Source organism: Alterirhizorhabdus solaris (genome assembly GCF_007785815.1).
Classification (GTDB): domain Bacteria; phylum Pseudomonadota; class Alphaproteobacteria; order Sphingomonadales; family Sphingomonadaceae; genus Alterirhizorhabdus; species Alterirhizorhabdus solaris.
The window spans coordinates 16813-41830 of record NZ_VNIM01000023.1 but is presented as its reverse complement, the minus strand read 5'-3'; the positions used below and the strand labels follow the sequence as shown (position 1 = coordinate 41830).

At 66.1% G+C, this 25018-nt stretch carries 28 protein-coding genes; 25 read left to right on the top strand and 3 right to left on the bottom strand.

The features are described from left to right. The first annotated feature begins 41 nt into the window (after positions 1–41). From FOY91_RS07865 to FOY91_RS07755, 25 genes are all read left to right on the top strand, one after another. Positions 42–860, top strand: coding sequence for an inositol monophosphatase family protein (locus tag FOY91_RS07865; protein WP_145149814.1), 819 nt, complete (start codon positions 42–44; stop codon positions 858–860). Between the two features lie 146 nt (positions 861–1006). Further along, the gene (gene ndhC / locus FOY91_RS07860) at positions 1007–1384 is read left to right on the top strand and encodes an NADH-quinone oxidoreductase subunit A (RefSeq protein ID WP_145149812.1); all 378 of its coding nucleotides are present in this window, start codon (positions 1007–1009) and stop codon (positions 1382–1384) included. Beyond that, the gene (locus FOY91_RS07855) at positions 1375–1932 is read left to right on the top strand and encodes a NuoB/complex I 20 kDa subunit family protein (RefSeq protein WP_145149811.1); all 558 of its coding nucleotides are present in this window, start codon (positions 1375–1377) and stop codon (positions 1930–1932) included. Before ndhC ends, FOY91_RS07855 begins: the two co-directional genes overlap by 10 nt. Further along, on the top strand, positions 1929–2606 hold the full coding sequence (locus FOY91_RS07850) for an NADH-quinone oxidoreductase subunit C (RefSeq protein WP_145149809.1): 678 nt from the start codon (positions 1929–1931) through the stop codon (positions 2604–2606). The genes FOY91_RS07855 and FOY91_RS07850 overlap by 4 nt, the downstream gene beginning before the upstream one ends. Continuing rightward, positions 2603–3859 carry an NADH-quinone oxidoreductase subunit D gene (locus FOY91_RS07845; RefSeq protein WP_238995299.1) on the top strand — a complete coding sequence of 419 codons (1257 nt, stop codon included), beginning with the start codon at positions 2603–2605 and terminating at the stop codon, positions 3857–3859. The genes FOY91_RS07850 and FOY91_RS07845 overlap by 4 nt, the downstream gene beginning before the upstream one ends. Continuing rightward, entirely contained in the window at positions 3856–4503 is a 648-nt protein-coding gene (locus FOY91_RS07840) for a complex I 24 kDa subunit family protein (protein ID WP_145149807.1), read from the top strand. The genes FOY91_RS07845 and FOY91_RS07840 overlap by 4 nt, the downstream gene beginning before the upstream one ends. Further along, positions 4500–4670: a hypothetical protein gene (locus FOY91_RS21980; RefSeq protein ID WP_203234521.1), complete on the top strand. Its 171-nt coding sequence runs from the start codon at positions 4500–4502 to the stop codon at positions 4668–4670. Before FOY91_RS07840 ends, FOY91_RS21980 begins: the two co-directional genes overlap by 4 nt. After that, the gene (nuoF, locus tag FOY91_RS07835; RefSeq protein ID WP_145149805.1) at positions 4670–5962 is read left to right on the top strand and encodes an NADH-quinone oxidoreductase subunit NuoF; all 1293 of its coding nucleotides are present in this window, start codon (positions 4670–4672) and stop codon (positions 5960–5962) included. Before FOY91_RS21980 ends, nuoF begins: the two co-directional genes overlap by 1 nt. 17 nt (positions 5963–5979) lie before the next feature. Next, a complete protein-coding gene (locus FOY91_RS07830; protein ID WP_145149803.1) occupies positions 5980–6186 on the top strand; it encodes a hypothetical protein in 207 nt (68 codons plus the stop codon). A gap of 12 nt (positions 6187–6198) precedes the next feature. Then, a complete protein-coding gene (nuoG, locus tag FOY91_RS07825) occupies positions 6199–8205 on the top strand; it encodes an NADH-quinone oxidoreductase subunit NuoG (protein WP_145149801.1) in 2007 nt (668 codons plus the stop codon). Further along, positions 8202–9245, top strand: coding sequence for an NADH-quinone oxidoreductase subunit NuoH (gene nuoH / locus FOY91_RS07820; protein ID WP_145149799.1), 1044 nt, complete (start codon positions 8202–8204; stop codon positions 9243–9245). The genes nuoG and nuoH overlap by 4 nt, the downstream gene beginning before the upstream one ends. 2 nt (positions 9246–9247) lie before the next feature. After that, positions 9248–9733 (top strand): NADH-quinone oxidoreductase subunit NuoI, encoded by a 486-nt coding sequence (gene nuoI, locus FOY91_RS07815; protein ID WP_145149797.1) that lies wholly within the window; start codon positions 9248–9250, stop codon positions 9731–9733. A gap of 50 nt (positions 9734–9783) precedes the next feature. Next, entirely contained in the window at positions 9784–10395 is a 612-nt protein-coding gene (locus FOY91_RS07810) for an NADH-quinone oxidoreductase subunit J (RefSeq protein WP_145149795.1), read from the top strand. Further along, entirely contained in the window at positions 10392–10697 is a 306-nt protein-coding gene (nuoK, locus tag FOY91_RS07805) for an NADH-quinone oxidoreductase subunit NuoK (RefSeq protein WP_145149793.1), read from the top strand. The genes FOY91_RS07810 and nuoK overlap by 4 nt, the downstream gene beginning before the upstream one ends. A 7-nt stretch (positions 10698–10704) precedes the next feature. After that, on the top strand, positions 10705–12801 hold the full coding sequence (gene nuoL, locus FOY91_RS07800; protein ID WP_145149791.1) for an NADH-quinone oxidoreductase subunit L: 2097 nt from the start codon (positions 10705–10707) through the stop codon (positions 12799–12801). 1 nt (position 12802) lies between these two features. Further along, a complete protein-coding gene (locus tag FOY91_RS07795) occupies positions 12803–14377 on the top strand; it encodes an NADH-quinone oxidoreductase subunit M (RefSeq protein WP_145149789.1) in 1575 nt (524 codons plus the stop codon). After that, on the top strand, positions 14377–15816 hold the full coding sequence (gene nuoN / locus FOY91_RS07790) for an NADH-quinone oxidoreductase subunit NuoN (protein WP_145149787.1): 1440 nt from the start codon (positions 14377–14379) through the stop codon (positions 15814–15816). Before FOY91_RS07795 ends, nuoN begins: the two co-directional genes overlap by 1 nt. 16 nt (positions 15817–15832) lie before the next feature. Continuing rightward, positions 15833–16552, top strand: coding sequence for a biotin--[acetyl-CoA-carboxylase] ligase (locus FOY91_RS07785; RefSeq protein WP_238995298.1), 720 nt, complete (start codon positions 15833–15835; stop codon positions 16550–16552). A 10-nt stretch (positions 16553–16562) separates the two neighbouring features. Continuing rightward, positions 16563–17342, top strand: a complete 780-nt coding sequence (locus FOY91_RS07780; protein ID WP_145149785.1) for a type III pantothenate kinase — start codon at positions 16563–16565, stop codon at positions 17340–17342. 91 nt (positions 17343–17433) lie between these two features. Continuing rightward, positions 17434–19014, top strand: a complete 1581-nt coding sequence (locus tag FOY91_RS07775; protein ID WP_145149836.1) for a ribonuclease J — start codon at positions 17434–17436, stop codon at positions 19012–19014. A 37-nt stretch (positions 19015–19051) separates the two neighbouring features. Then, on the top strand, positions 19052–19330 hold the full coding sequence (locus FOY91_RS07770) for a DUF1467 family protein (RefSeq protein ID WP_145149783.1): 279 nt from the start codon (positions 19052–19054) through the stop codon (positions 19328–19330). A 133-nt stretch (positions 19331–19463) separates the two neighbouring features. Beyond that, complete coding sequence (locus tag FOY91_RS21625) at positions 19464–19613, top strand: hypothetical protein (protein ID WP_162527173.1); 150 nt, start codon at positions 19464–19466, stop codon at positions 19611–19613. A 549-nt stretch (positions 19614–20162) separates the two neighbouring features. Beyond that, positions 20163–21476 (top strand): proline--tRNA ligase, encoded by a 1314-nt coding sequence (gene proS / locus FOY91_RS07765; RefSeq protein ID WP_145149781.1) that lies wholly within the window; start codon positions 20163–20165, stop codon positions 21474–21476. A gap of 10 nt (positions 21477–21486) precedes the next feature. After that, on the top strand, positions 21487–22737 hold the full coding sequence (locus FOY91_RS07760; protein WP_145149779.1) for a lipoprotein-releasing ABC transporter permease subunit: 1251 nt from the start codon (positions 21487–21489) through the stop codon (positions 22735–22737). Further along, positions 22730–23413 (top strand): ABC transporter ATP-binding protein, encoded by a 684-nt coding sequence (locus FOY91_RS07755; protein ID WP_145149777.1) that lies wholly within the window; start codon positions 22730–22732, stop codon positions 23411–23413. Before FOY91_RS07760 ends, FOY91_RS07755 begins: the two co-directional genes overlap by 8 nt. 38 nt (positions 23414–23451) lie before the next feature. Here the strand turns inward: FOY91_RS07755 and FOY91_RS07750 are convergent, their stop codons facing one another. From FOY91_RS07750 to FOY91_RS07740, 3 genes are all read right to left on the bottom strand, one after another. Beyond that, positions 23452–23979: a glycine zipper 2TM domain-containing protein gene (locus FOY91_RS07750; RefSeq protein ID WP_145149775.1), complete on the bottom strand. Its 528-nt coding sequence runs from the start codon at positions 23977–23979 to the stop codon at positions 23452–23454. A 114-nt stretch (positions 23980–24093) separates the two neighbouring features. Further along, positions 24094–24492, bottom strand: coding sequence for a PRC-barrel domain-containing protein (locus FOY91_RS07745; RefSeq protein ID WP_145149773.1), 399 nt, complete (start codon positions 24490–24492; stop codon positions 24094–24096). Between the two features lie 72 nt (positions 24493–24564). Then, complete coding sequence (locus FOY91_RS07740) at positions 24565–25014, bottom strand: MaoC family dehydratase (protein WP_145149771.1); 450 nt, start codon at positions 25012–25014, stop codon at positions 24565–24567. Between the last annotated feature and the right edge of the window lie 4 nt (positions 25015–25018).

Below are 25018 nucleotides of genomic sequence, written 5' to 3'. Positions count from 1 at the left end.
CCCGTCCCCTCCGCCGAGCGGAGGCGTGGAGTTTTTTCGACATGGCAGCCACCTCAGGCCTCATTTCCGTCATGGAGCGCGCCGCGCGCAAGGCGGCCCCGCGCCTGCGCCGCGATTTCGGCGAGACGCAGGAATTGCAGGTCAGCCGCAAGGGGCCGGCCGATTTCGTCTCGCAGGCCGATCGCGCCGCCGAGCAGACGCTGTACGAGGAACTGAAGCGCGCACGGCCCGACTGGGGCTTCCTGATGGAAGAGGGCGGCGTGATCGAAGGCGATCCGACCAAGCCGCGCTGGGTCGTCGATCCACTCGACGGGACGAGCAACTTCCTCCACGGCATCCCGCACTTCGCGATCTCGATCGCGGTCGAGGAACCGCGTCCGAGCGGCAAGAGCGAGATCACGCAGGGGCTGATCTATCAGCCGGTGACGGACGAGAGCTTCTGGGCGGAGAAGGGCCGGGGTGCCTGGCTGCATGACCGCCGCCTGCGCGTCTCGGCGCGGCGCGATCTGGCGGATGCGCTGATCGCCACCGGCATCCCGTTCCTCGGCCACGGCAACTTCAAGCAGTGGACCGCGATCTTCGCGGCGGTGGCGCCCGAGGTGGCGGGGATCCGCCGGATGGGGGCGGCAGCACTCGATCTCGCCTGGGTGGCGGCGGGGCGCTACGACGGCTTCTGGGAGAGCGATCTCCAGCCGTGGGACGTGTCGGCCGGCGTGCTGCTGGTGCGCGAGGCGGGCGGCTTCGTCAGCGACTTCCGCGGTGGCGACAAGGTGTTCGAACGCAACGAATTTCTCGCGTCCAACGAGGGGTTGCAGACCAAGCTGCACAAGCTGGTCGCTGGTGCCATCCGCACGAGTTAAGTGACGGCGAACGGGGTATTTTGCGAGTCATTCTCACGCCCTCGCGGCTTGCTTCGCAGGTGCGGCAGACGTAGAAGCCGGGCGGCCTGAAAGGGCCTTAGCGGATGCGCCGGTCGTCAGCGTGTCCGCCTGCAAGGAGTATCGTCATGGCGTCGGTCGCCGCCGGATATCTGCCGATCCTGCTGTTCCTCGGTGTCGCGCTGGCGCTGTCCACCGCGTTCGTCCTGCTGCCGATGCTGGTCTCCAAGGCGACCGGCTCATCGAACCCGTATGCGGACAAGCTGGCCGAATATGAGTGCGGCTTCCCCGCCTTCGAGGACAGCCGCGCGCAGTTCGACGTGCGTTTTTATCTCGTCGCGATCCTGTTCATCATCTTCGATCTCGAAGCAGCGTTCCTATATCCGTGGGCGGTATCGCTCGGTGCGATCGGTTTCGGCGGCTGGCTGGCGATGATGATCTTCCTCGCCGAACTCACGCTGGGCTTTGTCTATGCGTGGAAGAAGGGAGCGCTCGAATGGGAGTAGAACTGGCTGCCCAGCCGACGGCGTTCGGATCGCCGACGGAAAACACCCCGCCCGACCAGTCCTTTTTCCAGGACCTGTCGGCACAGGTGCAGGACAAGGGTTTTCTCGTCACCTCGACGGAAGACCTGTTCCAGTGGGCGCGGACCGGCTCGCTGTGGTGGATGACGTTCGGGCTCGCCTGCTGCGCGGTCGAGATGATCCACGTCAACATGCCGCGCTACGACATGGAGCGCTTCGGCGCCGCGCCGCGCGCCTCCCCGCGCCAGTCGGACGTGATGATCGTGGCGGGCACCTTGTGCAACAAGATGGCCCCGGCGTTGCGCCGCGTGTACGATCAGATGAGCGAGCCGCGCTACGTGATCTCGATGGGGTCGTGTGCCAACGGCGGCGGCTATTATCACTATAGCTACAGCGTCGTGCGCGGTTGCGACCGGATCGTGCCGGTGGATATCTACGTCCCCGGTTGCCCGCCAACCGCCGAGGCGCTGTTGTACGGGATCATGCAGCTGCAGCGGAAGATCCGCCGGTCGGGAACGATCGAGCGATGAGCAGCCCGCACCCGAAATATGCCGCCAACGACGGCGTGATCGCAGAGGCGCAGGCAGCGCTCGGCGAGGCGCTGTTGCACGCGCGTGATGAAGTGGGCGAGGTGGCGCTGCACGTCCACCGCGATCATCTGGTCGCGGCAATGACGATCCTGCGCGACCGGCTCGGCTACCAGCAGTTGATGGAGATCGCCGGGGTCGACTGGCCCGATCGCCCGCTGCGGTTCGAGGCGGTCTATTGCCTGCTCAGCCTGACGCGCAATCATCGCATTCGCGTGCATGTCGGCACGAACGAGGCCGATCCGATCCCGTCGATCACCGGGCTTTGGCCGGTGGCCGGCTGGCTGGAGCGCGAGGTGTACGACATGTACGGCGTGCTGTTCGACGGCAACCCGGACCTGCGCCGCATCCTGACCGACTATGGCTTTCGCGGCCATCCGCAGCGCAAGGACTTCCCGCTCTCCGGCTTCGTCGAGCTGCGCTACTCCGAGGCGGAGAAGCGCGTGGTGTACGAGCCGGTGCAGCTGGCACAGGATTTCCGCCGGTTCGATTTCATGAGCCCTTGGGAAGGTGCCGACTACATCCTGCCGGGTGACGAGAAGGCGCAGCCCGAGGCGAAGGGCGCGCCGACCCCGATGAAGGCGGATGACATCGCGAAGGACGGAGGAAAGAAATGACCGACCTTCACGACCCGCAGGATCTGCGCGTGTTGGAACTGGAAGCGGCGGAGACACCTGCCGACCCGACGCCGGGCGATGTCGAGATCCAGAACTACACGATCAATTTCGGCCCGCAGCATCCGGCCGCGCATGGCGTGCTGCGGATGGTGATGGAACTTGACGGCGAGATCGTCGAACGGGTCGATCCGCATGTCGGCCTGCTCCATCGCGGCACCGAGAAGCTGATCGAATACAAGACGTATCTGCAGGCGCTGCCCTATTTCGACCGGCTCGATTACTGCTCGCCGATGTGCATGGAGCACAGCTATGTGCTCGCCATCGAGAAGCTGCTCGGGCTGGAGGTGCCGTTGCGCGCGCAATATCTGCGCGTGCTGTTCGCCGAGCTGACCCGTATCTCGAATCACATGCTGAACCTCGGTTCGCACGTGATGGACGTCGGCGCGATGACGCCGAACCTGTGGCTGTTCGAGATCCGCGAAGACACGATGAACTTCTACGAGCGGGCCTCCGGCGCGCGGATGCATGCGGCCTATTTCCGCCCCGGTGGCGTGCATCAGGACGTGCCGCTCAAGTTGCTGGCCGACATCGGCGACTGGCTTGATACCCGGCTGCCGCGCCTGTTCGAGGACGCGATCAGCCTCGTGGCCGACAACCGTATCTTCAAGCAGCGCAATGTCGATATCGGCACGGTGAGCCGTGACGACGCGATCGCGTGGGGCTTCTCCGGGCCGATGATCCGCGCGGCGGGCGTGCCGTGGGACTTACGCAAGGCTCAGCCGTACGACGTGTACGACCGGATGAAGTTCGATGTGCCGGTCGGGACCAAGGGTGATTGCTACGATCGTTTCATGGTGCGCGTGGAGGAAGTCCGCCAGTCCGCGCGGATCATGAAGCAGTGCCTTGCCGAAATGCCCGAAGGGCCGATCGCCAGCGACGATCGCAAGGTGGTCCCGCCCAAGCGCGGCGAAATGAAGCGCTCGATGGAGGCGTTGATCCATCACTTCAAGCTCTACACCGAGGGTTTCCATGTGCCGGAGGGCGAAGTGTACGTCGCGACCGAAAGCCCCAAGGGCGAGTTCGGCGTGTATCTGGTCGCCGACGGATCGAACAAGCCGTACCGCTGCAAGATCCGCCCGACCGCGTTCAGCCATTTGCAGGCGATGGATTTCATGATGAAGGGTCACATGCTGGCCGACACCACCGCCGTCCTCTCGGCGATCGACGTCGTGTTCGGGGAGTGCGACCGTTGAGCGACGCCGCGCCCACTCCCGACGAGGCCGAAGTCCGCGCGCGCTGGGGCTGTTTCGCCTGGACTGCCGAGAACGAGACGACCGCCAAATCCATGATCGGCCGCTATCCGCCGGGGCGCGAGCATTCGGCGATCATGCCGCTGCTCGATCTGGCACAGCGGCAGGTGGGGGCGGAAACGCAGACCCAAGGGTGGCTGCCCGTGCCGGTGATCGAGTATGTCGCCAAGGCGGTGAACATGCCGTACATCCGCGCGTACGAGGTCGTCAGCTTCTACACTATGTATAATATGGCGCCGGTCGGCCGCTATCATGTGCAGGTGTGCGGCACGACGCCGTGCATGCTGCGTGGCTCCGACGACGTGTTCGCCGCGTGCAAGCAGCGCGGACTGGCGAAGGGGCGCACGACGCCCGATGGCCTGTTCACGCTGACCGAGGTGGAGTGTCTGGGTGCCTGCGCCAATGCGCCGATGGTGCAGATCAACGATGACAATTATGAGGATCTGACGTTCGACGGCATGTCGGCGATCCTCGAAACGCTGGCCTCGGGTGGCACACCCACGCCCGGCCCGCAGAACGGCCGGCAGACGAGCTGCCCCGAGGGCGGTCCGACGACGCTGAAATATATGGCGGAGGCGCAGGCATGAGGGCGCTCGGCTCGCTGCTGATCGCGATCCTCGTCGGCATCCTCGCGATCTGGCTGTTGATCGCGCTGCTCGGCCTGGCGCTGCGGCTGGTCGCGGTGGTGATCGGTATCGCACTGGCGGTGGGGGCCTATTTCCTCGCCGAGAAGATGATCGGGAAGGGTCGCTGATGCTCGACGACAAGGACCGCATCTTCACCAACGTCTACGGTTTCCAGCCATGGAACGTGGACGCCGCGATCCGGCGCGGCGACTGGGACGACACCAAGGGGCTGATGTCCCGTGGGCAGGACCAGCTGATCGAGGACATCAAGGCATCGGGCCTGCGCGGGCGCGGCGGCGCCGGTTTCCCGACCGGCATGAAGTGGAGCTTCATGCCCAAGGAGCCGAAGGACGGCCGGCCCAGCTTCCTCGTCATCAACGCCGATGAGTCCGAACCGGGGTCGTGCAAGGACCGCGAGATCATCCGTCACGATCCGCACAAGCTGATCGAGGGCGCGTTGATCGCCGGCTACGCCATGCGCGCGCGGGCAGCCTACATCTATATCCGTGGCGAGTTCATTCGCGAGGCCGAGACGCTGTTCGCGGCGGTGGCGGAGGCCTATGATCGTGGGTTCCTCGGCAAGAACGCCGCAGGGTCGGGCTATGATTTCGACCTGTTCGTCCACCGCGGCGCGGGGGCCTACATCTGCGGCGAGGAAACCGCGCAGATCGAGAGCATCGAGGGCAAAAAGGGCCAGCCGCGCCTGAAGCCGCCGTTTCCGGCCGGCGTGGGCCTGTACGGTTGCCCGACGACGGTGAACAACGTCGAGTCGATCGCGGTCGTGCCGACGATCCTGCGGCGCGGGCCGGCGTGGTTCGCCGGGATCGGTCGCGCGGGCAACGTGGGTACGAAGCTGTTTCAGCTTTCCGGCCATGTGAACACGCCGTGCGTGGTCGAGGAGGCGATGGGCATCAGCTTCCGCGAACTCGTCGACAAGCATGGCGGCGGCATTCGTGGCGGGTGGGACAATCTGTTGGCGGTGATACCCGGCGGCTCCTCGGTGCCGCTGGTGCCGGCCGCGCAGATCATCGATGCGCCAATGGATTTCGACGGGTTGAAGGCGCTCGGCTCCGGCCTCGGCACGGCGGCGGGGATCGTGATGGACAAGTCCACCGACATCGTGCGCGCGATCAGCAGGATCAGCTATTTCTACAAGCATGAGAGCTGCGGCCAGTGCACCCCGTGCCGCGAGGGCACCGGCTGGATGTGGCGGGTGATGGAGCGGCTGCGCGAGGGCAACGCCGACATCTCCGAGATCGACATGCTGGAGGAAGTGACCCGGCAGGTGGAAGGCCACACGATCTGCGCGCTGGGCGATGCCGCCGCGTGGCCGATCCAGGGGCTGATCCGCCATTTCCGCCCGGAGATCGAGCGTCGCATCAACGAGCATCGGACGCCGCTCGCGGTGGCGGCGGAATGACGGGGCGGGAAGACTCGATGTTCGAAGTTCTGAAGAATATTCAGGGCGATGTCGGGCAGATCATGCGCGAGCAGGTTTCTCAAGGGCCGCAGCCGTCCTCGATAGAGGATCATATGCGCGGCACAAGGACGTATCTCTGCGGTATGCAGGGCGACGTGGCTGATCTCAAAATGCGTGTTGACCGGATCGAGAAGCGTCTCGGTCTGGCCGATACCGAACATTGAGGAAATAGGGCGATGCCCACTCTTACCGTCGATGGCGTCGAAGTCACCGTGCCCGCCGGCGCCACCGTTCTGCAGGCATGCGAGGCGGCGGGGCGCGAGATTCCGCGTTTCTGCTATCATGAGCGGCTGTCGATCGCCGGCAACTGCCGCATGTGCCTCGTCGAGGTGAAGCCGGGGCCGCCGAAGCCGCAGGCATCATGTGCGTTGCCCGCCGCCGACAAGCAGGAAGTCCGCACCGACAGCGCGATGGTGAAGAAGGCGCGCGAGGGGGTGATGGAGTTCCTCCTCATCAACCACCCGCTCGATTGCCCGATCTGCGATCAGGGCGGCGAGTGCGACCTGCAAGACCAGTCGATCGCCTATGGCAAGGGCCACAGCCGCTACGACGAGAACAAGCGCGCCGTGACCGAGAAGTATATGGGCCCCATCGTCAAGACGGTGATGACCCGCTGCATCCAGTGCACCCGCTGCGTGCGCTTCGCCGAGGAAGTCGCCGGCGTCGAGGAGATCGGCGCGATCGGACGCGGCGAGAACATGCAGATCACCTCCTATCTGGAGGGCGCGATCACCTCCGAACTGTCGGGCAACGTCGTCGCCCTGTGCCCGGTGGGTGCGCTCACCTCCAAGCCCTATGCGTTCGAGGCGCGGCCGTGGGAGCTGAACAAGACCCCGGCGATCGACGTGATGGACGCGGTCGGCACCAACATCCGGCTCGACAGCCGCGGCCGGCAGGTGCTGCGCGCCCTGCCACGGATCAACGAGGCGGTGAACGAGGAATGGGCCTCGGACAAGACCCGCCACGCGGTCGACGGGCTGGTGCGGCGGCGGCTGGACAAGCCTTATGTTCGCCGGAACGGTCGGCTGATCGAGGCGACGTGGGGCGAAGCGTTCGCCGCGATCGCCACCGCGCTGGAAGGCGCGTCCGGCGATCAGGTGGCGGCCATCGCCGGTGATCTCGCAGAGGTGGAAAGCATCTTCGCGCTGAAGCAGTTGCTCGACGCTTATGGCTCGACCCTGCACGAATGCCGTCAGGATGGCGCACGCTTCGACGTGTCGTCGCCAGCCGCCTATCGTTTCACGCCGACCATCGCCGGGGTGGAGGATGCACGCGCCATCCTGCTCGTCGGCAGCAACCCGCGCTGGGAAGCGCCGCTGGTCAACACCCGCATCCGCAAGGCGGTGAAGGCGGGGGCCAAGGTGCTCGCGATCGGCCCCGAGGTCGATCTCACCTATCCGGTCGAGTGGCTGGGCGAGGACTTGTCGGTATTGGGCAATCTGCCCGAGGCGGCGAACAAGACGCTGACCGACGGTCCGCATGCGATCGTGATCGCGGGCATGGGCGCGCTGGCGCATGAGGGCGCCTACGAGGCGGCACGTGCGGCGGCGGCCGGGCTGGGCGCTGATTTCGGCGTGCTGCATACGGCGGCGGCACGGGTCGGCGCGCTCGACGTCGGCTTTGCCGCCGATGGCGGCATCGACGCGATCCGGGCGAAGGCATCGTCGCTCAAGACTTTGTTCCTGCTCGGCGCGGACGAAACGGACCTGTCGGCGTTCGCTGACACCTTCACCGTCTATATCGGTACGCATGGCGATGCCGGCGTGCGCGTGGCCGACGTGATCCTGCCCGGCGCGACCTATGCCGAAAAGCCGGGAACGTGGGTCAATCTGGAAGGCCGCGTGCAGCGCGCCGACCGCGCCGTCTTCCCACCGGGGGATGCGCGCGAGGACTGGACGATCCTGCGCGCATTGTCCGATCCGCTTGGCAAGACATTGCCGTTCGATACGCTGGCCGGGTTGCAGCAGGCGATCGCCGCGGCACACCCGCATCTCGCGACCGAAGGGCTGGCGGACGTGGGTGATGTGCCGGACGTCACGGCCGGGCCGGCGGTGTCGGGCACGATCGTCTATCCGATCACCGACTTCTACCTGACCAACCCGATCGCGCGCGCCAGCGAGACGATGCAGCGCTGCTCGGCGGAACTGCTCCACGGCGTCGATTATGCGGAGGCCGCCGAGTGACCGCTTTCTTCGCCAATTATCTCGGTTACGATGCCGGCTGGTTCGTCGCCACGATCATCGGCATCCTGCTGATCGCGCTGCCGCTGATGCTGGCGGTGGCGATGATCATCTACGCCGATCGCAAGATCTGGGCGGCGATGGCGCTGCGGCGCGGACCGAACGTGGTCGGGCCGTTCGGGCTGCTGCAAAGCTTCGCCGACGGCCTGAAGGTGTTCCTCAAGGAAACGATCATTCCGTCCTCGGCGAACCGGGGGCTGTTCCTGATCGCGCCGATCATCACCTTCACGGTCGCGCTGCTGGCGTGGGCGGTGATCCCGTTCGGGCCGGGCATGGTGCTCGCCAACGTCAATGTCGGACTGCTCTACATTCTCGCGATCTCCTCGCTCGGCGTGTACGGCATCATCCTGGCGGGCTGGGCGTCGAACTCGAAATATCCGTTCTACTCCGCCATTCGCGCCGCCGCGCAGATGGTGAGCTACGAGGTGTCGATCGGCTTCGTGCTGGTGACGGTGGTGCTGTGGGCGGGGACGTTCAACCTGTCCGGTATCATCGAGGCGCAGCGGGCGCATATCTTTGGGTTCATCAACGGGTTCGCGTTCAACCCGCTGCTGTTCCCGATGGCGGTGGTGTTCCTGATCTCGTCGATGGCGGAAACCGGGCGCACCCCGTTCGACCTGACCGAGGCGGAGAGCGAACTCGTCGCCGGCTACCAGACCGAATATTCGTCCATGTCGTTCGCGCTGTTCTGGCTCGGCGAATATGGCAACGTGCTGCTTATGTGCGCGCTGAACGCCATCCTGTTCTGGGGCGGGTGGCTACCGCCGGTGGACTGGGCGCCGCTCTATCTGGTGCCGGGTATCTTCTGGTTCTTCGGCAAGATCCTGTTCTTCTTCTTCGTGATGTCGTGGATCAAGGCGACGGTGCCACGGTATCGCTACGATCAGCTGATGCGACTGGGCTGGAAGATATTCCTGCCGATCTCGCTTTTCTGGATCTTCCTCGTGTCGGGTTACCTGATGCTCACGCGCTACGGAGTCTGACCATGGGCCTCGCTCATCTCGTCAAAACATTCACCCTGTGGGAATTCGTGAAGGCGCACGCGCTGACCCTGCGATATTTCTTCAAGGCCAAGGCGACGATCAACTATCCGCATGAGAAGAACCCGCTAAGCCCCCGGTTTCGCGGCGAACATGCCCTGCGTCGCTACCCGAACGGCGAGGAACGCTGCATCGCGTGCAAGCTGTGCGAGGCGGTGTGCCCGGCGCAGGCGATCACGATCGAGGCCGAGCCGCGCGACGACGGCAGCCGCCGTACGACGCGCTACGACATCGACATGACCAAGTGCATCTTCTGCGGTTTCTGCCAGGAGGCGTGCCCGGTCGATGCGATCGTCGAAGGGCCGAACTTCGAATATTCGACCGAAACCCGCGAGGAACTGATCTACGACAAGGGCAAGCTGCTCGCGAACGGGGATCGGTGGGAGCGGGCGCTCGCGGCGAACCTTGCCGCCGACGCGCCCTACCGTTAAGCCGCGCCCGACTTCGCCGAACGACTCTCCGTAAGGGGCTTGCCAGTACCGTGATCCAGACGATCGCCTTCTACCTGTTCGCCACGCTGGTGATCGCGTCCGCCGCGCTCACCATCGTCGCGCGGAACCCGGTGCACAGCGTGCTGTGGCTCATCCTGTCCTTCTTCAACGCGGCGGGGCTGATGGTGCTGGTCGGCGCCGAGTTCATCGCGATGCTGCTGGTGATCGTGTACGTCGGCGCCGTGGCGGTGCTGTTCCTGTTCGTGGTGATGATGCTGGACATCGACTTCGCCGAGCTGCGTGCCGGCTATGCCCAATATCTGCCGTTCGGCGTGCTGCTCGTGCTGGTGCTGTCGGCCGAGATGATCTTCGCGGTGTCCGCGTGGAGCGCAGGCGGCATTGCGCTGTCCGCCTCGGTGGCGCCGGTGCCGGAAGGGGTGCCGAACATCGAGGCGCTCGGGACGCTCATCTACACGCGCTATCTGTTCATCTTCGAGGGCGCGGGCCTCGTGCTGCTGGTGGCGATGATCGGCGCGATCGTGCTGACCCATCGCACGCGCAGCGGCACCCGTCCGCAGAACGTGTCGCAGCAGGTGAAGCGCCGGCCGCAGGACGCGGTCCGCAAGATCGACCAGCCGGTCGGGCAGGGGATGGATCTGTGATCGGGCTGCAGCATTACCTGTTCGTTTCGGCGGTGCTGTTCGCACTGGGGGTGTTCGGTATCTTCCTCAACCGGAAGAACGTCATCATCATCCTGATGGCGATCGAGTTGATCCTGCTCTCGGTGAACATCAACTTCGTCGCCTTCTCGGCCTATCTCGGCGATCTCGTCGGCCAGGTCTTCGCGATGTTCGTGCTGACCGTGGCCGCCGGCGAGGCGGCGATCGGTCTGGCGATCCTCGTCATCTATTTCCGTGGCCGCGGCACGATCGCGGTGGACGATATCAACCGGATGAAGGGCTGACGCTCCCGTGATCAAGCTCATCGTCTTCCTGCCGTTGCTGGCCGCCATCGTCGGCGGGCTGGGTAATCGCGCACTCGGCAACACCGTCGTCAAACTGCTGACGACCGGGCTGCTGTTCGTCTCCTGCGCGCTGTCGTGGCCGATCTTCCTCGGCTTCCTCGGCGGCGGAATGACCGCTCACGTCGAGCCAGTGCTCACCTTCATTCGCTCGGGTGACATGAGCGTGGATTGGGCGTTGCGCGTCGATACGCTGACGGCAGTGATGCTGGTGGTGGTGACGAGCGTGTCCGCGCTCGTCCACCTTTATAGCTGGGGCTATATGGCGGAGGATCCGGATCAGCCGCGCTTCTTCAGCTACCTGTCTCTGTTCACCTTCGCGATGCTGATGCTGGTGACGAGCGACAACCTCGTCCAGATGTTCTTCGGCTGGGAAGGGGTCGGCCTCGCCTCCTATCTGCTGATCGGTTTCTGGTATCACAAGCCCTCGGCCAATGCGGCGGCGATCAAGGCTTTCGTGGTCAACCGCGTGGGTGATTTCGGTTTCTCGCTTGGGATCTTCGGGACGTTCCTCGTGTTCGGCACGGTCTCGATCCCGGCGATCCTCGCGGCGGCACCGGGCATGGCCGGTTCGACGATCGGCTTCCTCGGCGGGCGCGTCGATACGATGACGTTGCTCTGCCTGCTGCTGTTCGTCGGCGCGATGGGCAAGTCCGCGCAGCTCGGCCTGCACACCTGGCTGCCGGACGCGATGGAGGGCCCGACGCCGGTCTCCGCGCTGATCCATGCCGCCACGATGGTGACGGCGGGCGTGTTCATGGTGTGCCGCCTGTCGCCGATGTTCGAGATGAGCCAGACGGCGCTGACCGTCGTCACTTACGTCGGGGCCGCCACCGCGCTGTTCGCCGCGACGGTGGGCACGGTACAGACCGACATCAAGCGAGTGATCGCTTATTCCACCTGCTCGCAGCTGGGCTACATGTTCTTCGCCGCCGGTGTCGGTGCCTATGGGGCGGCGATGTTCCACCTGTTCACTCACGCCTTCTTCAAGGCGCTGCTGTTCCTCGGGGCGGGCTCGGTCATCCATGCGATGCACCATGAGCAGGACATGCGGTTCTATGGCGCGCTGCGGAAACACATCCCGCTTACGTTCCTGGCGATGATGGCGGGCACGCTGGCGATCACGGGTGTCGGTATCGTCGACGTGTTCGGGTTCGCGGGTTTCTATTCCAAGGACGCGATCATCGAGGCGACCTATGCGCGTGGCACGACGGCGGGGGGCATCGCGTTCTTCGTCGCGGTGGTCGCGGCGCTGTTGACGAGCTTCTACTCGTGGCGGCTGGTGTTCCTCACCTTCTTCGGCAAGGCGCGCTGGGCTGCTTCCGAGCATATCCAGCATGCCGTTCATGATGCGCATGGACACGGCCATGACGATCACGCCGCCGCGCACGCCCATTACGCCGATCACGCCGCCCCCGACGAGGGCGCCGGGTCGGAGCCTCACGCGCATGATGCCGGGGCTGACGACGTGAAGCATGGCACGGCTGGCTATCACCCGCATGAAAGCCCGTTCCCGATGCTGGTTCCGCTCGGTGTGCTGGCGTTCGGGGCAATTTTCTCCGGCTTCCTGTTCCACACACCTTTCCTCGACGCGGAACATGGTGTCGAATTCTGGAAGGGGTCGGTCGCTTTCGACGCCCATCTGATGCATGCGATGCATGGCGTTCCGCTGTGGGTGAAGCTGTCGGCCACGGTCGTGATGGTGACAGGCTTCCTGCTCGCACTGTGGGCCTACATCCTCGACACGAGCATCCCGGCGCGCTTCACGAGCACGTTCCGCGGTCTCTACGCCTTTCTGCTCAACAAGTGGTATTTCGACGAGCTGTACCATGTGCTGTTCGTGATCCCCGCCTTTGCCATCGGCCGCTTCTTCTGGCGGCGTGGCGATCAGGGGACGATCGACCGCTTCGGGCCGAACGGCATCGCCAAGCTGGTCGTGGGGAGCGGTGCCGCCGCCCGCCGGCTCCAGTCGGGCTATCTCTACACCTACGCGCTGGTGATGCTGCTCGGCCTCGCCGCCGCCGCGACCTGGGCGATGACGCGCTGATATGAACGGTTTTCCCATCCTCACGATCATGATCGCGGTGCCCGCCGCCGCAGCCCTGTGGTGCCTGTTCGCCCCCGGCGACGAGGCGACGCGGGCGAACAACGCGCGCTGGTCCGCGCTGATCGCCACGCTGATCGACTTCGCGCTCGGTGTGGTGCTGTGGCTCAACTACGACGCCGGCGGCGCGCAGTGGCAGTTCGTCGAGCATGTCGATCTGTTCGGGCGTTTCGCCTGGGCGATGGGGATCGACGGCATCGCGCTGCTGCTCATCATGCTCTCGGTGTTCCTGATGCCGATCTGCATCGGTGCCTCTTGGGAGGCGATCAGCAAGCGCGTTCCCGAATATATGGCGGCGTTCCTGCTGATGGAAACGCTGATGATCGGCGTGTTCGGCGCGCAGGATCTGTTCCTGTTCTATATCTTCTTCGAGGCCGGCCTGATCCCGATGTATCTCATCATCGGGATCTGGGGCGGGGCCGAGCGGATCTACGCGAGCTACAAGTTTTTCCTCTATACCCTGCTCGGCTCGGTGCTGATGCTGATCGCGATGCTGTGGATGGTCCGCGAGGCGGGCACCACCGACATCCCGACGCTGATGGCGCACGATTTCCCCGTGCAGGCGCAGACGTGGCTGTGGCTCGCCTTCTTCGCCTCGTTTGCGGTGAAGATGCCGATGTGGCCCGTGCACACCTGGCTACCCGACGCGCACGTCCAGGCGCCGACCGCCGGGTCGGTGATTCTCGCAGGCGTGCTGCTGAAGATGGGCGGCTACGGGTTCATCCGCTTCCTGTTACCCATGTTCCCGCAGGCGTCGGCCGAGTTGTTCTGGGTAGTGATGGGCCTGTCGATGGTGGCGATCGTCTACACCTCGCTCGTCGCGCTGGTGCAGACCGACATGAAGAAGCTGATCGCCTATTCGTCGGTCGCGCACATGGCGTTCGTGACGATCGGGCTGTTCACCTTCAACCGCCAGGGCATCGAGGGCGCGATGCTGGTGATGCTGAGCCATGGCCTCGTGTCTGGCGCGCTGTTCCTCTGCGTCGGCGTGATCTATGACCGGCTGCATACCCGCGAGATCGCGCGGTACGGCGGGCTGGCAACGAACATGCCGCGCTATGCCATCCTTTTCCTGCTGTTCACGATGGCCTCGGTCGGCCTGCCCGGCACGAGCGGCTTCGTCGGCGAGTTCCTTAGCCTGATGGGATCCTATCAGGCGAACAGCTGGGTAGCATTCGTCGCGACGACCGGGATCGTGCTCGGCGCGGCGTACATGCTCTATCTCTATCGCCGCGTCGTTTACGGCGTGCTCGACAAGCCGGACGTCGCGGCGATGACCGATATCAACGGCCGCGAGATCGCGCTGCTGGTGCCGATCGCACTCGTCGTGATGTGGATGGGGATTTATCCGGAAAGCTTCATCCAGCCAATGCGCCGGGACGTCGGCGTCGTGCTCGCACGCGTCGATCGCGCATGGCCGGGGGGCGACGGACGGCCGACCGCCGGGCGGGCCGCCGCTCCTGCGCACGGTGAAGGTCATGGCGCGCCGGTCGTTGCCGCGCATGGGGTCGCACACTGATGTCGAATACCGCTTCTCTGCTGCTGACGTTGCCCGAACTGATCCTGTCGGTCGGCTCGCTGGCGCTGCTGATGGTCGCCGCGTTCGTCGGTGATAGCGCGACGCGTGCGGTCACCTGGGCTTCTGCCGCTTTGCTCGGCGTCGCTGCACTGGCCGCATTGTTCCCGGCCAACGGCGGCGGACTCGCGTTCGACGGGTTGTACCACGCCGACGCCTTTTCCGCCTTCGCCAAGCTGCTGATCTATATCGCCGCCGCCGTGTCGGTGGTGGTCGCGCCCCGCTTCTTCGAGCGGGCAGCGCCGCTGCGTGCCGAATATCCGATCCTGATCCTGCTCTCGTCGATCGGGATGGGCATGATGGTATCGGCGGGCGACATGCTTACCCTGTATGTCGGCCTCGAACTCCAGAGCCTCGCCGCCTATGTGCTCGCCAGCTTCATGCGACGTGACAGCCGGTCGGCCGAGGCTGGCCTGAAGTATTTCGTGCTGGGCGCGCTTGCCAGCGGCATCCTGCTGTATGGAATCTCGCTGGTCTATGGCTTCACCGGCACCACTCTGTTCAGCGGCGTGGCGCGGGCGTTCGGTGACGGGCTGTCCACCGGCGAGCTGTTCGGGCTGGTATTCGTGATGGCGGGTCTCGCCTTCAAGATCAGCGCCGTACCGTTCCATATGTGGACGCCGGACGTGTACGAAGGCGCGCCGACGCCGGTGACGGCCTTCTTCGCCTCCGCCCCCAAGGTCGCGGCGATGGCATTGCTGGTGCGCGTCGCGGTCGAGGCGATGGGGCCGGCATCGTCGGCGTGGCAGCAGATCGTGATTTTCTCGGCGCTCGCTTCCACGATCCTTGGCGGTGTCGCGGCGATCGGGCAGACCAACATCAAGCGGCTACTGGCCTATTCCTCGATCAACAACGTCGGCTTTGCGCTGTTTGGGCTCGTGGCGGGGACGGCCGAAGGCGTGGCGGCGGTGATGACGTATATGGCCGTCTATGTCGCCATGACGCTCGGCAGCTTCCTGTGCGTGTTGCAGATGCGAAATGCGGCAGGCGAGCCGATCGAGACGATCGAAAGCCTTTCCGGCCTGTCGCGGACGCGGCCGGCGCTGGCAGCGGCGTTTGCGATGTTCATGTTCAGCCTTGCCGGCATCCCGCCGCTGTTCGGTTTCTGGCCGAAGTTCCTCGTGTTCGATGCGGTCGTCGGCGTGGGCCTGTGGCCGCTGGCGATGGTCGGTATTGCCACCTCGGTGATCGGTGCCTTTTATTATCTCAAGATTGTCAAGACGATGTACTTCGACGAGCCGGCACCAGCTTACGCGCCCGTCACCAGCTATACCGAAGGCACACTGATCGCGGTGTCGGCGCTGTTCGTCTCGCCACTGGGCTATCTCGCGATCCCGGCGCTGGGCGCGGCGAGCCTCGCGGCGGCGCGGTCGCTGTTCTGATCGGTGTAGGCGGGCGGTGACGCTCGAGTTGCGGACCATCGCCGAGACGGGCTCGACCAACGACGATGTCGCGGCATTGGCCGCTGCGGGCGCCACCGAGGGGCTGTGGCTGCGGGCGGTGCGGCAAACGGGCGGGCGCGGGCGGCACGGCCGGGCCTGGGGAAGCATCGCCGGCAATCTCCACGCCAGTACGCCTGTCCGCATCGTGCGGGGCGATCCGCCGCCGGCCACGCTTGCGCTGGTCGCCGCCGTGGCGCTCCATCAGGTACTGGCCGCCCATCTCGGCCCGCATACCGGCAATCTCCGGATCAAGTGGCCGAACGACCTGCTGCTGGACGGGGCGAAACTTTCCGGCATTCTGCTCGAGAAACGGGGTGAGGCGGTCGTGGTCGGCTTCGGCGTCAACCTTGCCGGTCATCCCGACATTCCCGAGCGGCCCGTCACCAGCCTGCCCGCTGCCGGCATCGCCGCGCCCGAGCCGGCCATGTTCCTGAGTGATCTGGCCGAGGCGTTTGCGTCGTGGCTCGGGCGCTGGCGGGGCGAGGGACTGGCACCGGTTCGCGCGCGCTGGCTGGCCTGCGCCTTCCCCGTTGGCACGCCGCTGGTGGCCCACGGCGGGAGCGGCGAGGCGCTGGAGGGCCTGTTCGACGGTCTCGAGCAAGACGGTGCGCTGCGGCTGCGCTTGGCGGATGGATCGCGCCATGTCATGCACGCCGGCGATGTCTTCCTGCTCTGAAGGGCGCGCCATGCTGCTCGCGATCGACGCCGGCAACACCAATATCGTCTTCGCCCTCGTGGGTGAGGGGCTGGAGATCCGCGCACGCTGGCGGATCGCCACCGACCCGCGCCGCACGGCCGACGAATATGCGGTGTGGCTGGTGCAGCTGTTGCAACTTGAGGGCTTTACCCGCGAAGCCGTGACCGGCGTCATCATCGGCACCGTGGTGCCCCGCGCGCTGCACAATCTTCAGGTGCTGGCGAGCAAGTATTTCGGTGTTACCGCGCTCGTCGCCGGCCAGGCGCCGGCCGTCTATGGTATCGAACTGGATGTGGTGGAGCCGAGTACCGTGGGCGCCGATCGCGCACTCAATGTGATCGCCGCGCACCGCACCCATCCAGGCGACCTGATCGTGATCGACTTCGGCACCGCGACCACCTATGATGTGGTCGATTATGGCGGCGCATACAAAGGTGGCATCATCGCGCCGGGCATCAACCTTTCGCTGGACGCGCTCGTCTCCGCCGCCGCCAAGCTGCCCCGCCTCGCCATCGAGCCGCCACGCGATGCCAGTGTGATCGGCCGCACCACCGAGGATCAGATGCACGTCGGCATCTTCTGGGGCTATGTCGCGATGATGGAAGGCCTCGTCGCGCGCCTGAAAACCGAAATCGGCCGCCCGGTGAAAGTCATCGCCACCGGCGGCCTCGCCACCCTGTTCGACAAGCGCACCGATATCTTCGACGCGATCGAGCCGGACCTTACCATCCAGGGCCTTGCCCTGCTGCACCAGCGCACGACGGGGTGATCCCCGAGCGCCTCATCCGAACGGAATCCAAGTGACGAAACCCGGCAACGAACTCCTCTTCCTCGCGCTCGGCGGATCGGGGGAGATCGGCATGAACGTGAACCTCTACGGCACGCAGGGCAAATGGGTGATGGTCGATCTCGGCCTCACCTTCGGCGATCCCAGCTATCCGGGCATCGACCTGATCCTGCCCGATCTCGACTTCATCGAGCGCAACCGCAAGGATCTGCTCGGCATCGTGCTGACCCACGGGCACGAGGACCATATCGGCGCGATCCCCTATCTCGCCGCCGATCTCGGCGTGCCGCTCTATGCCACGCCGTTCACCGCCGGGCTGATCCGCGGCAAGCTGGAAGAGGAGGGGCTGGGCAACAAGGTCAAGCTTCACGTCATCAAGAACGAGGGCAGCTTCCAGCTCGGGCCGTTCGGCTTCACCTATGTGCCGCTGGCGCACTCGATCCCCGAGGGCAACGCGCTGCTGATCGAGACGCCGTACGGCCGGATCATGCACACCGGCGACTGGAAGATCGACGAGGATCCTCAACTCGGTGCCTTCTCCACCGCCGCCGAGCTCGAGGCGATCGGCGACAAGGGCATTCTTGCGCTGGTGTGCGATTCCACCAACGTGTTCAACGACAAGGCCTCCGGCTCCGAGGCGGCGGTGCGCGAGGGGCTGGATGCGGTGATCGGCGCCGCCACGGGTCGCGTGCTCGTCACCACCTTCGCCAGCAACGCCGCGCGCGTGCAGACGCTGGGCGAGGTGGCACGCGATACCAACCGCCAGTTGTGCGTGGCGGGGCGCTCGCTCGACAAGATCATCAAGGTGGCCAAGGCGACCGGCTATCTCAAGAACTTCCCCGAGACGATCGGCTTCGACGAGGCGATGCGCCTGCCGCCGCGCGACGTGATGATTATCGCCACCGGCGGGCAGGGCGAGAGCCGCGCCGCGCTCGCCCGTGTGGCGTTCGGCAGCCACCAGATCAAGCTGTCGGAGGGCGATACGGTCGTCTTCTCGTCCAAGCAGATCCCCGGCAACGAGATGGCGATCGGCCGAATCCAGAACGTGCTGGCCGGCAAGAACATCAACATGATTACCGACCGGCAGGCGCACGTCCACGTCTCGGGCCATCCCGGGCGGCCGGAACTGGCGCTGATGTACAAGTGGATCCGCCCCGAGATCCTGCTGCCCGTCCACGGCGAGATGCGCCACATGGCCGAGCAGGCCCGCTTCGGCATGGAGGAGGGGATCGAGAATGCGGTGATCCAGCAGAACGGCACCGTCATCCGCCTCGCCCCCAACGGCCCGGCGCTGGTGGGGCATGAGCGGGTCGGCCGCCTGATCCTCGACGGCGACGTGATCCTGCCGGCGGACGGCACGACGATGAACGAGCGGCGCAAGGTGTCGCTGAACGGGCTGATCGCCGTTACCGTGGCGCTGGACAAGGCGGGCAAGCTGCGCGGGGAGCCGGCCGTGACGATCCAGGGCATCCCGGTGGAGGAGGATCGTGACGATTTCCTCGCCGAATCGCGCGATGCCGCTGCCAAGGCGGTGGCGGAGGGCGCGCGCGACGAGGCCCGGCTGCGCGAAACGATCCGTCTGGCCGTGCGCCGTCGCGCGACGCAGTGGACGGGCAAGAAGCCGGTGGTCGACGTGTCGATCATCCGCGTGTGATGAGGGCGGGGGCTGCGCCGGTTGCGGGGATCGGACGATGAAGTTTTCATCGATCCTCGCGCTTTATCCGCTGTTCTGGTCGCTGTGCCTGTTCTTCGTGCTGCCCTTCCGCCTGCGGTCGAGCAACGAGGCGGAGGTGCAGGTGCCGGGGCAGGCATATGGCGCGCCACCGCGCTTCAGCCTGAAGCGCACCGCGATCTGGACGACCTGGCTCTCCCTCGTGGTGTTCGGGCTCTATTATCTCAACTACGTGTACGGGTGGGTCGGCGTGGAAATGCTCGATTTCTTCACGGCGCGGCGGGCCTCTGTCCAGTAATCCGGACTGGCGGCCCGCCTAGCGCGCCTGCGCCTCGATAACCGGGGCATCGCCGGGGGGGGGGGCACCGAGCACCGCCGCAACCGGATCGCCGCTGTCCGGGGATGCCGCAGCGGCTTGAGGGGATTTCGGCTTGTTCGTCACGCTCGAAAGACTGTCGACGATTTCAGAGGCGGTGAAGCAGATCCCCACCGCCCAGAGCAGCGCGATCCATCGGTTGCGGAATATCGAACTGGCGCGAAACGGAAAGACCATGGCGGGGATGATACCCCGCCACGGTTAGCAGATCGTAAATCGGGCGTGCGGATCAGACCGGATCGGTCGGCGCGGCCGGAATGGGATCGGCCGGCGAGGGGATCGGTGCATCGACCGGGCCTTCGTTCGGCGTTTCGGGGACGGGGGGCTGGCTGGCCATGTCGTTTCTCCTGAGTGGGAATGGAGAAACGCCGAAGAAGCGGATCGGGTCCGGAAAGACGAACGCCCGGACTGCCGTTCGGCAATCCGGGCGCCCGCGTGACGAAAGCTCGTCAACCCCCTTGTAGTCGGCTCGGCGCCCGCACGCGGTGTTCGTCCCCCCGAACGAAACCACGGGGCGCCGAGGCCTCCCCGAACCATGGCCTTGCGCCTGTGTTCGTGGAACCTTGGGTAGCGACGTTTCTCTTTTGTGTCATCGTCGTTGTCGCCAGCTGGTGCGGAATGACGGGGTCTGTGGTGAATCGGCAACAGGCGGCACCGGCGGGCGGACGATCCACGGCGGCCACCACCGCAGGGCGCTTTCCCCGGCGGCGTGGACGCTCTAGAGCGCGGGGGACCATACAGGATCGAGAGCAGCATGCGCCTTACCCGTCACTTCCTGCCCGTCATGAAGGAATCGCCCGCCGACGCGCAGATCGTCAGTCACAAGCTGATGTTGCGCGCGGGGCTGGTCCGCCAGACCGCCGCCGGCATCTACGCCTGGCTGCCGCTGGGCCATCGCGTGCTGCGCAAGATCGAGCAGGTCGTGCGCGAGGAACAGGACCGGGCCGGCGCCATCGAGCTGCTGATGCCCACACTGCAACCGGCCGACCTGTGGCGCCAGTCCGGCCGCTACGACGCCTACGGGCCGGAAATGCTGCGGATCACCGACCGCCACGATCGCGAGATGCTGTTCGGCCCGACGAACGAGGAGATGATTACCGCCATCTTCCGCGACGCCGCCCGCAGCTACCGCGATCTGCCGCGCACGCTCTATCACATCCAGTGGAAGTTCCGCGACGAGGTGCGGCCGCGCTTCGGCGTGATGCGCGGGCGCGAGTTCCTGATGAAGGACGCCTATTCGTTCGATCTGGACGAGGCGGGCGCGCGCCACAGCTATAACCGCATGTTCGTGGCGTATCTGCGCACCTATGCGCGGCTGGGGCTGCGCGCGATCCCGATGCAGGCGGATACCGGCCCGATCGGCGGCGACCTTTCGCACGAGTTCATCGTGCTCGCCCCCACCGGCGAGAGCGACGTGTTCTACCACACCAACTGGGAAGCGGACCGCGCGCTCGACGTGGACGCCGACGACGCGGAGGCGTTGCAGACGTTCGTCTCCGGCCTCACCGCCGATTACGCCGCCACCGACGAGAAGCGCGACGAGGCGCGCGAGGCGGCGGCGGGCGATGCCCTGAAACAGTCGCGCGGGATCGAGGTGGGGCACATCTTCTTCTTCGGCACCAAATATTCCGCCGCCATGGGGATGAAGGTGCAGGGGCCGGACGGCACCGACGTGGTGCCGCAGATGGGCAGCTACGGCATCGGCGTGTCGCGGCTGGTCGGCGCGATCATCGAGGCGAGCCATGACGACAAGGGCATCGTGTGGCCCGAGGCGGTGGCGCCGTACAAGGTGGGCCTCATCAACATGCGCGCCGACGATGCCGCCTGCACCGCCGCCGCCGACGACCTCTATGCGAAGCTGACGGCGGCCGGCGTCGAGACGCTGTACGACGACCGTGACGAGCGCGGCGGCGCCAAGTTCGCCACGATGGACCTGATCGGCCTGCCGTGGCAGCTGGTGATCGGCCCCAAGGGGCTGGCGAACGGCGTGGTGGAGTTGAAGAACCGCGCGACCGGCGAGAAGACCGAGCTGTCGCCGGACGCGGCGCTGGCAAGGCTGTCCGCATGAGCAGCGGCTCGTGATCCTGACCAGCTACGAACGGATGATCGCCCGGCGCTATCTGTTGCCGGGCAAGGGCGAGGGGTTCATCTTCGTCGTCGCCTCGATCAGTCTCGTCGCGGTGATGCTGGGGGTCGCCGCGCTCATCATCGTCATGTCCGTGATGAACGGCTTTCGCGCCGAACTGTTCGACAAGATCATCGGGCTGAACGGCCACGCCGTGGTGCAGGGCTATGGCGGTCGCCTGCCGGACTGGCGGGATATCGTGAAACAGGCGCGCACCACCCCCGGCATCACCCAGGCGACCCCGCTGATCCAGCAGCCGCTGATGGCCAGTTACGAGGGGCGGGTGGAAGGCGTGCTGGTGCGCGGGATGCTGCCCGAGGATATCCGCACCAACACCGTGATCCAGCAGAAGGTCGTCGCAGGCAGCATGATGCGGGTGACGCCGGGCAGCGGCAACGTGGCGATCGGCGCGCGGCTGGCCGAAGCGCTGGGCGCCAACGTGGGCGGGCAGATCAGCCTCATCAGCCCGCAGGGGCAGACGACGCCGTTCGGCACGGTGCCGCGCATCGTCAGCTACACGGTGGCCGCCATCTTCGAGGTGGGGGTGTACGATTACGACAAGGCCTTCGTCATCATGCCGATCGCCGACGCGCAGACGCTGCTGATGCTGGGCGATTCGGTCGGCATGGTGGAGATCGAGACGGTGGATGCCGACAAGGTGGCCACCATTCTCGCGCCGCTGGCCGACCGCGTTGGCCGGCAGGGCGTGGTAAGCGACTGGCGATCGATGAACGCCAGTCTGTTCGAGGCGCTGGCGGTGGAGCGGGTGGCGATGTTCGTGGTGCTGTCGCTCATCATCCTTGTGGCGGTGTTCAACATCCTGTCGTCGCTCATCATGCTGGTGCGCGCCAAGACGCGCGACATCGCGATCCTGCGGACGATGGGCGCCTCGCGCGGGGCGATGGTGCGCGTGTTCATGACGGTGGGCGTCACCATCGGCACGCTGGGCACAGGTGCGGGCGTGATCCTGGGCTTCATCTTCCTCTATTTCCGCCAGGCGGTGGTGAACGCGATCCAGTTCGTGACCGGGCAGAACCTGTGGGATCCCTCGATCCGCTTCCTCACCGAGCTGCCGAGCAAGACCGATCCGGTCGAGGTGCTGGCGATTGTGGCGCTGGCGATCGGCTCGGCCTTCCTGTTCACGCTCTATCCCGCGTTCAAGGCGGCGAATACCGATCCGGTGCAGGTGCTGCGTTATGAGTGAGACCGGCGGCGACGCCCTGACCGTCACCGGCCTGAAGCGCAGCTTCCGGCAGGGCGAGGTGGTGATCGAGGTGCTGCGCGGCGTGGACCTGCACGTCGGCGCGGGCGAGATCGTCGCGCTGCTTGGTCCTTCCGGCTCGGGCAAGTCCACCATGTTGCAGGCGGTGGGGCTGCTGGAGGGCGGGTTCGAGGGATCGATCCGCATCGCCGGCGAGGAAGCCGCGAAGCTCGACAATGACGGGCGAACGCGCGTGCGCCGGGAGGCGCTCGGCTTCGTCTATCAGTTCCACCACCTGTTGCCGGATTTCTCGGCGGCGGAGAATGTGGTGCTGCCGCAGCTGATCCACGGCACCGCTCGTCCGGCGGCGGAGGCGCGGGCAACCTCGTTGCTGGGCGCGCTGGGGCTGGGACACCGCCTCACCCACCGCCCGGCGCAGCTTTCTGGTGGCGAGCAGCAGCGCGTGGCGGTCGCCCGCGCGCTCGCCAACGCGCCGAAGCTGGTGCTGGCGGACGAACCGACCGGCAATCTCGACGAGGCGACGGCGGACGTGGTGCTCGCCGAATTCCTCCGGCTGGTACGCGGCGAGGGCAGCGCCGCGCTGGTCGCCACGCACAACGAACGGCTGGCGGCGAAGATGGACCGCGTGGTGCGGTTGCACGAGGGCCGGCTGGGGTAGAATGCCCGCCCGGTCGCGGCCGGGCGGGGAACGCCACCTCAGCGGCAGCGCACGTCCTGCGACTGCGCGCCGCCGTTCTGGTCCACCGAGCGGCCGAGCAGGGCGCCGAGCGCGCCACCGATCAGCGTGCCGCCGGTGCGACGGCGGCCACCGTCGATCACGTTGCCGAGGATGCCGCCGCCCGCCGCGCCGAGGATGAGGCCGGTCGTGCCGTCGTTCCGCTTGCAGTAATAGCGCCCGTCCGACCCGCGATAGACCTGATCGTCCGTCGAAAGCTGGCGTTCGCGATAGCGCGGATCGTCCCGATAGTCGCGGGCGGCGTCGTAATCGGTGGCGAAGCGGTCGTCGTAGCCGCCGGGCGAGGGGGCAGCACCGTAACGGTCGCCGGGGCGGCGCGCGCGGGTGTCGTAGTAGAGATCGCGCTCGGTGTAATAGCGGTCCGTCTCCGCCCGATACCGAGCCTGCGCCTGCTCCCACCGCTGTTCGTCGCTGGCGCTTTGCGCGAGCACCGGCGTGGCGAGGGCGGGCAGCGTCGCCAGGGCAAGAGCGAGCAGGTGGGTCTTCATCGCCGTATCTCCATCGCATCGCCGCTGGTGCCGCGACGAGACGGTTCTATCGCCGGCGCGGCTGAACCGCCGATGAGCATGGTGACGCCCCGCCCGGCGGCGGGGCGGGAAAACTCAGCTCAGCGTCAGATCCACCGGGGTGACGCCGTAGTAGTTGGAGACGCGGTCGGCATAGGCCTGGTTGAATTCCGGCGAATTGCTCGCCCAGCTCGGGCCGCCTTCCAGCAAACGGCGATCGATCGTCACGATATAGCCGTCGGCGACGTGATCGTAGGTGAGCAGCTGGAACGGCAGCGGGTAATAGCTCTTGCCCATGCCGAGGAAGCCGCCAAGGCTGAGTACGGCATAGGTCGTGTTGCCGGACCGCTTGTTGATCATCAGCGAATAGACCGAACCGAGCGTGTCGCCGTCACGGCTCTTCACCTTGGTGCCGTCGACCTTATTGGAGGCGAACAGCAGGCTGGTGGCCTCGCCGTCGGTCAGCGGGCCGGTGGTGTTGGGCGTGTCGGACATGTCATGGCCTTTCGTAATGGTGTCCGCGCAACCCTCGTGGCCGAGGCGCGGTTCCATTCGAGGAAGGCGGTCTTACGGGCGGCGTGGCCAGAAGGTGTTGCCGGTGAACGACAGCACCGCCTCGCCGTGCTGGTTAAGCGTGCGCGTGGATGTCTTTACCACCCCGCGATCGGGGCGGCTGGCGAGCGGGCGGGCGGCCAGCACCTCGGCCTCCACCGTCAGCGTGTCGCCGGGATAAACGGGTTTGAGGAAACGCAGCTCGTCGATCCCGGGCGATCCGAGCGACGCGCCACCCATGGCGGCCCAGCGTTCCACGGTCATCCGCATCGTCATCGCCGCGGTATGCCAGCCGCTCGCCGCCAGCCGCCCGAAGATCGGGTTGGCGGCGGCGGCCTCGTCGCTGAGGTGGAACGGCTGGGGATCGTAGGCGGTGGCGAAAGCCAGCACGGCCTCGCGGGTGACGGCATAGCAGCCATAGCGGGCGACGGCACCCACCGTGAAATCTTCGAACCACACCGTCATGGCG

What these genes read in the sequence shown, in the direction of transcription:
- nuoI (WP_145149797.1), top strand. Translation starts at nt 9,248, where the DNA reads ATGGGCCTCGCTCATCTCGTCAAAACATTCACCCTGTGGGAATTCGTG.
- FOY91_RS07750 (WP_145149775.1), bottom strand. Translation starts at nt 23,979, where the DNA reads ATGAAGACCCACCTGCTCGCTCTTGCCCTGGCGACGCTGCCCGCCCTC.
- FOY91_RS07830 (WP_145149803.1), top strand. Translation starts at nt 5,980, where the DNA reads ATGTTCGAAGTTCTGAAGAATATTCAGGGCGATGTCGGGCAGATCATG.
- FOY91_RS07795 (WP_145149789.1), top strand. Translation starts at nt 12,803, where the DNA reads ATGAACGGTTTTCCCATCCTCACGATCATGATCGCGGTGCCCGCCGCC.
- FOY91_RS07845 (WP_238995299.1), top strand. Translation starts at nt 2,603, where the DNA reads ATGACCGACCTTCACGACCCGCAGGATCTGCGCGTGTTGGAACTGGAA.
- FOY91_RS07745 (WP_145149773.1), bottom strand. Translation starts at nt 24,492, where the DNA reads ATGTCCGACACGCCCAACACCACCGGCCCGCTGACCGACGGCGAGGCC.
- FOY91_RS07740 (WP_145149771.1), bottom strand. Translation starts at nt 25,014, where the DNA reads ATGACGGTGTGGTTCGAAGATTTCACGGTGGGTGCCGTCGCCCGCTAT.
- nuoF (WP_145149805.1), top strand. Translation starts at nt 4,670, where the DNA reads ATGCTCGACGACAAGGACCGCATCTTCACCAACGTCTACGGTTTCCAG.
- FOY91_RS07865 (WP_145149814.1), top strand. Translation starts at nt 42, where the DNA reads ATGGCAGCCACCTCAGGCCTCATTTCCGTCATGGAGCGCGCCGCGCGC.
- FOY91_RS07850 (WP_145149809.1), top strand. Translation starts at nt 1,929, where the DNA reads ATGAGCAGCCCGCACCCGAAATATGCCGCCAACGACGGCGTGATCGCA.
- FOY91_RS07775 (WP_145149836.1), top strand. Translation starts at nt 17,434, where the DNA reads ATGAACGTGAACCTCTACGGCACGCAGGGCAAATGGGTGATGGTCGAT.
- ndhC (WP_145149812.1), top strand. Translation starts at nt 1,007, where the DNA reads ATGGCGTCGGTCGCCGCCGGATATCTGCCGATCCTGCTGTTCCTCGGT.
- proS (WP_145149781.1), top strand. Translation starts at nt 20,163, where the DNA reads ATGCGCCTTACCCGTCACTTCCTGCCCGTCATGAAGGAATCGCCCGCC.
- FOY91_RS21980 (WP_203234521.1), top strand. Translation starts at nt 4,500, where the DNA reads ATGAGGGCGCTCGGCTCGCTGCTGATCGCGATCCTCGTCGGCATCCTC.
- FOY91_RS07780 (WP_145149785.1), top strand. Translation starts at nt 16,563, where the DNA reads ATGCTGCTCGCGATCGACGCCGGCAACACCAATATCGTCTTCGCCCTC.
- FOY91_RS07770 (WP_145149783.1), top strand. Translation starts at nt 19,052, where the DNA reads ATGAAGTTTTCATCGATCCTCGCGCTTTATCCGCTGTTCTGGTCGCTG.
- FOY91_RS07755 (WP_145149777.1), top strand. Translation starts at nt 22,730, where the DNA reads ATGAGTGAGACCGGCGGCGACGCCCTGACCGTCACCGGCCTGAAGCGC.
- nuoG (WP_145149801.1), top strand. Translation starts at nt 6,199, where the DNA reads ATGCCCACTCTTACCGTCGATGGCGTCGAAGTCACCGTGCCCGCCGGC.
- FOY91_RS07855 (WP_145149811.1), top strand. Translation starts at nt 1,375, where the DNA reads ATGGGAGTAGAACTGGCTGCCCAGCCGACGGCGTTCGGATCGCCGACG.
- nuoN (WP_145149787.1), top strand. Translation starts at nt 14,377, where the DNA reads ATGTCGAATACCGCTTCTCTGCTGCTGACGTTGCCCGAACTGATCCTG.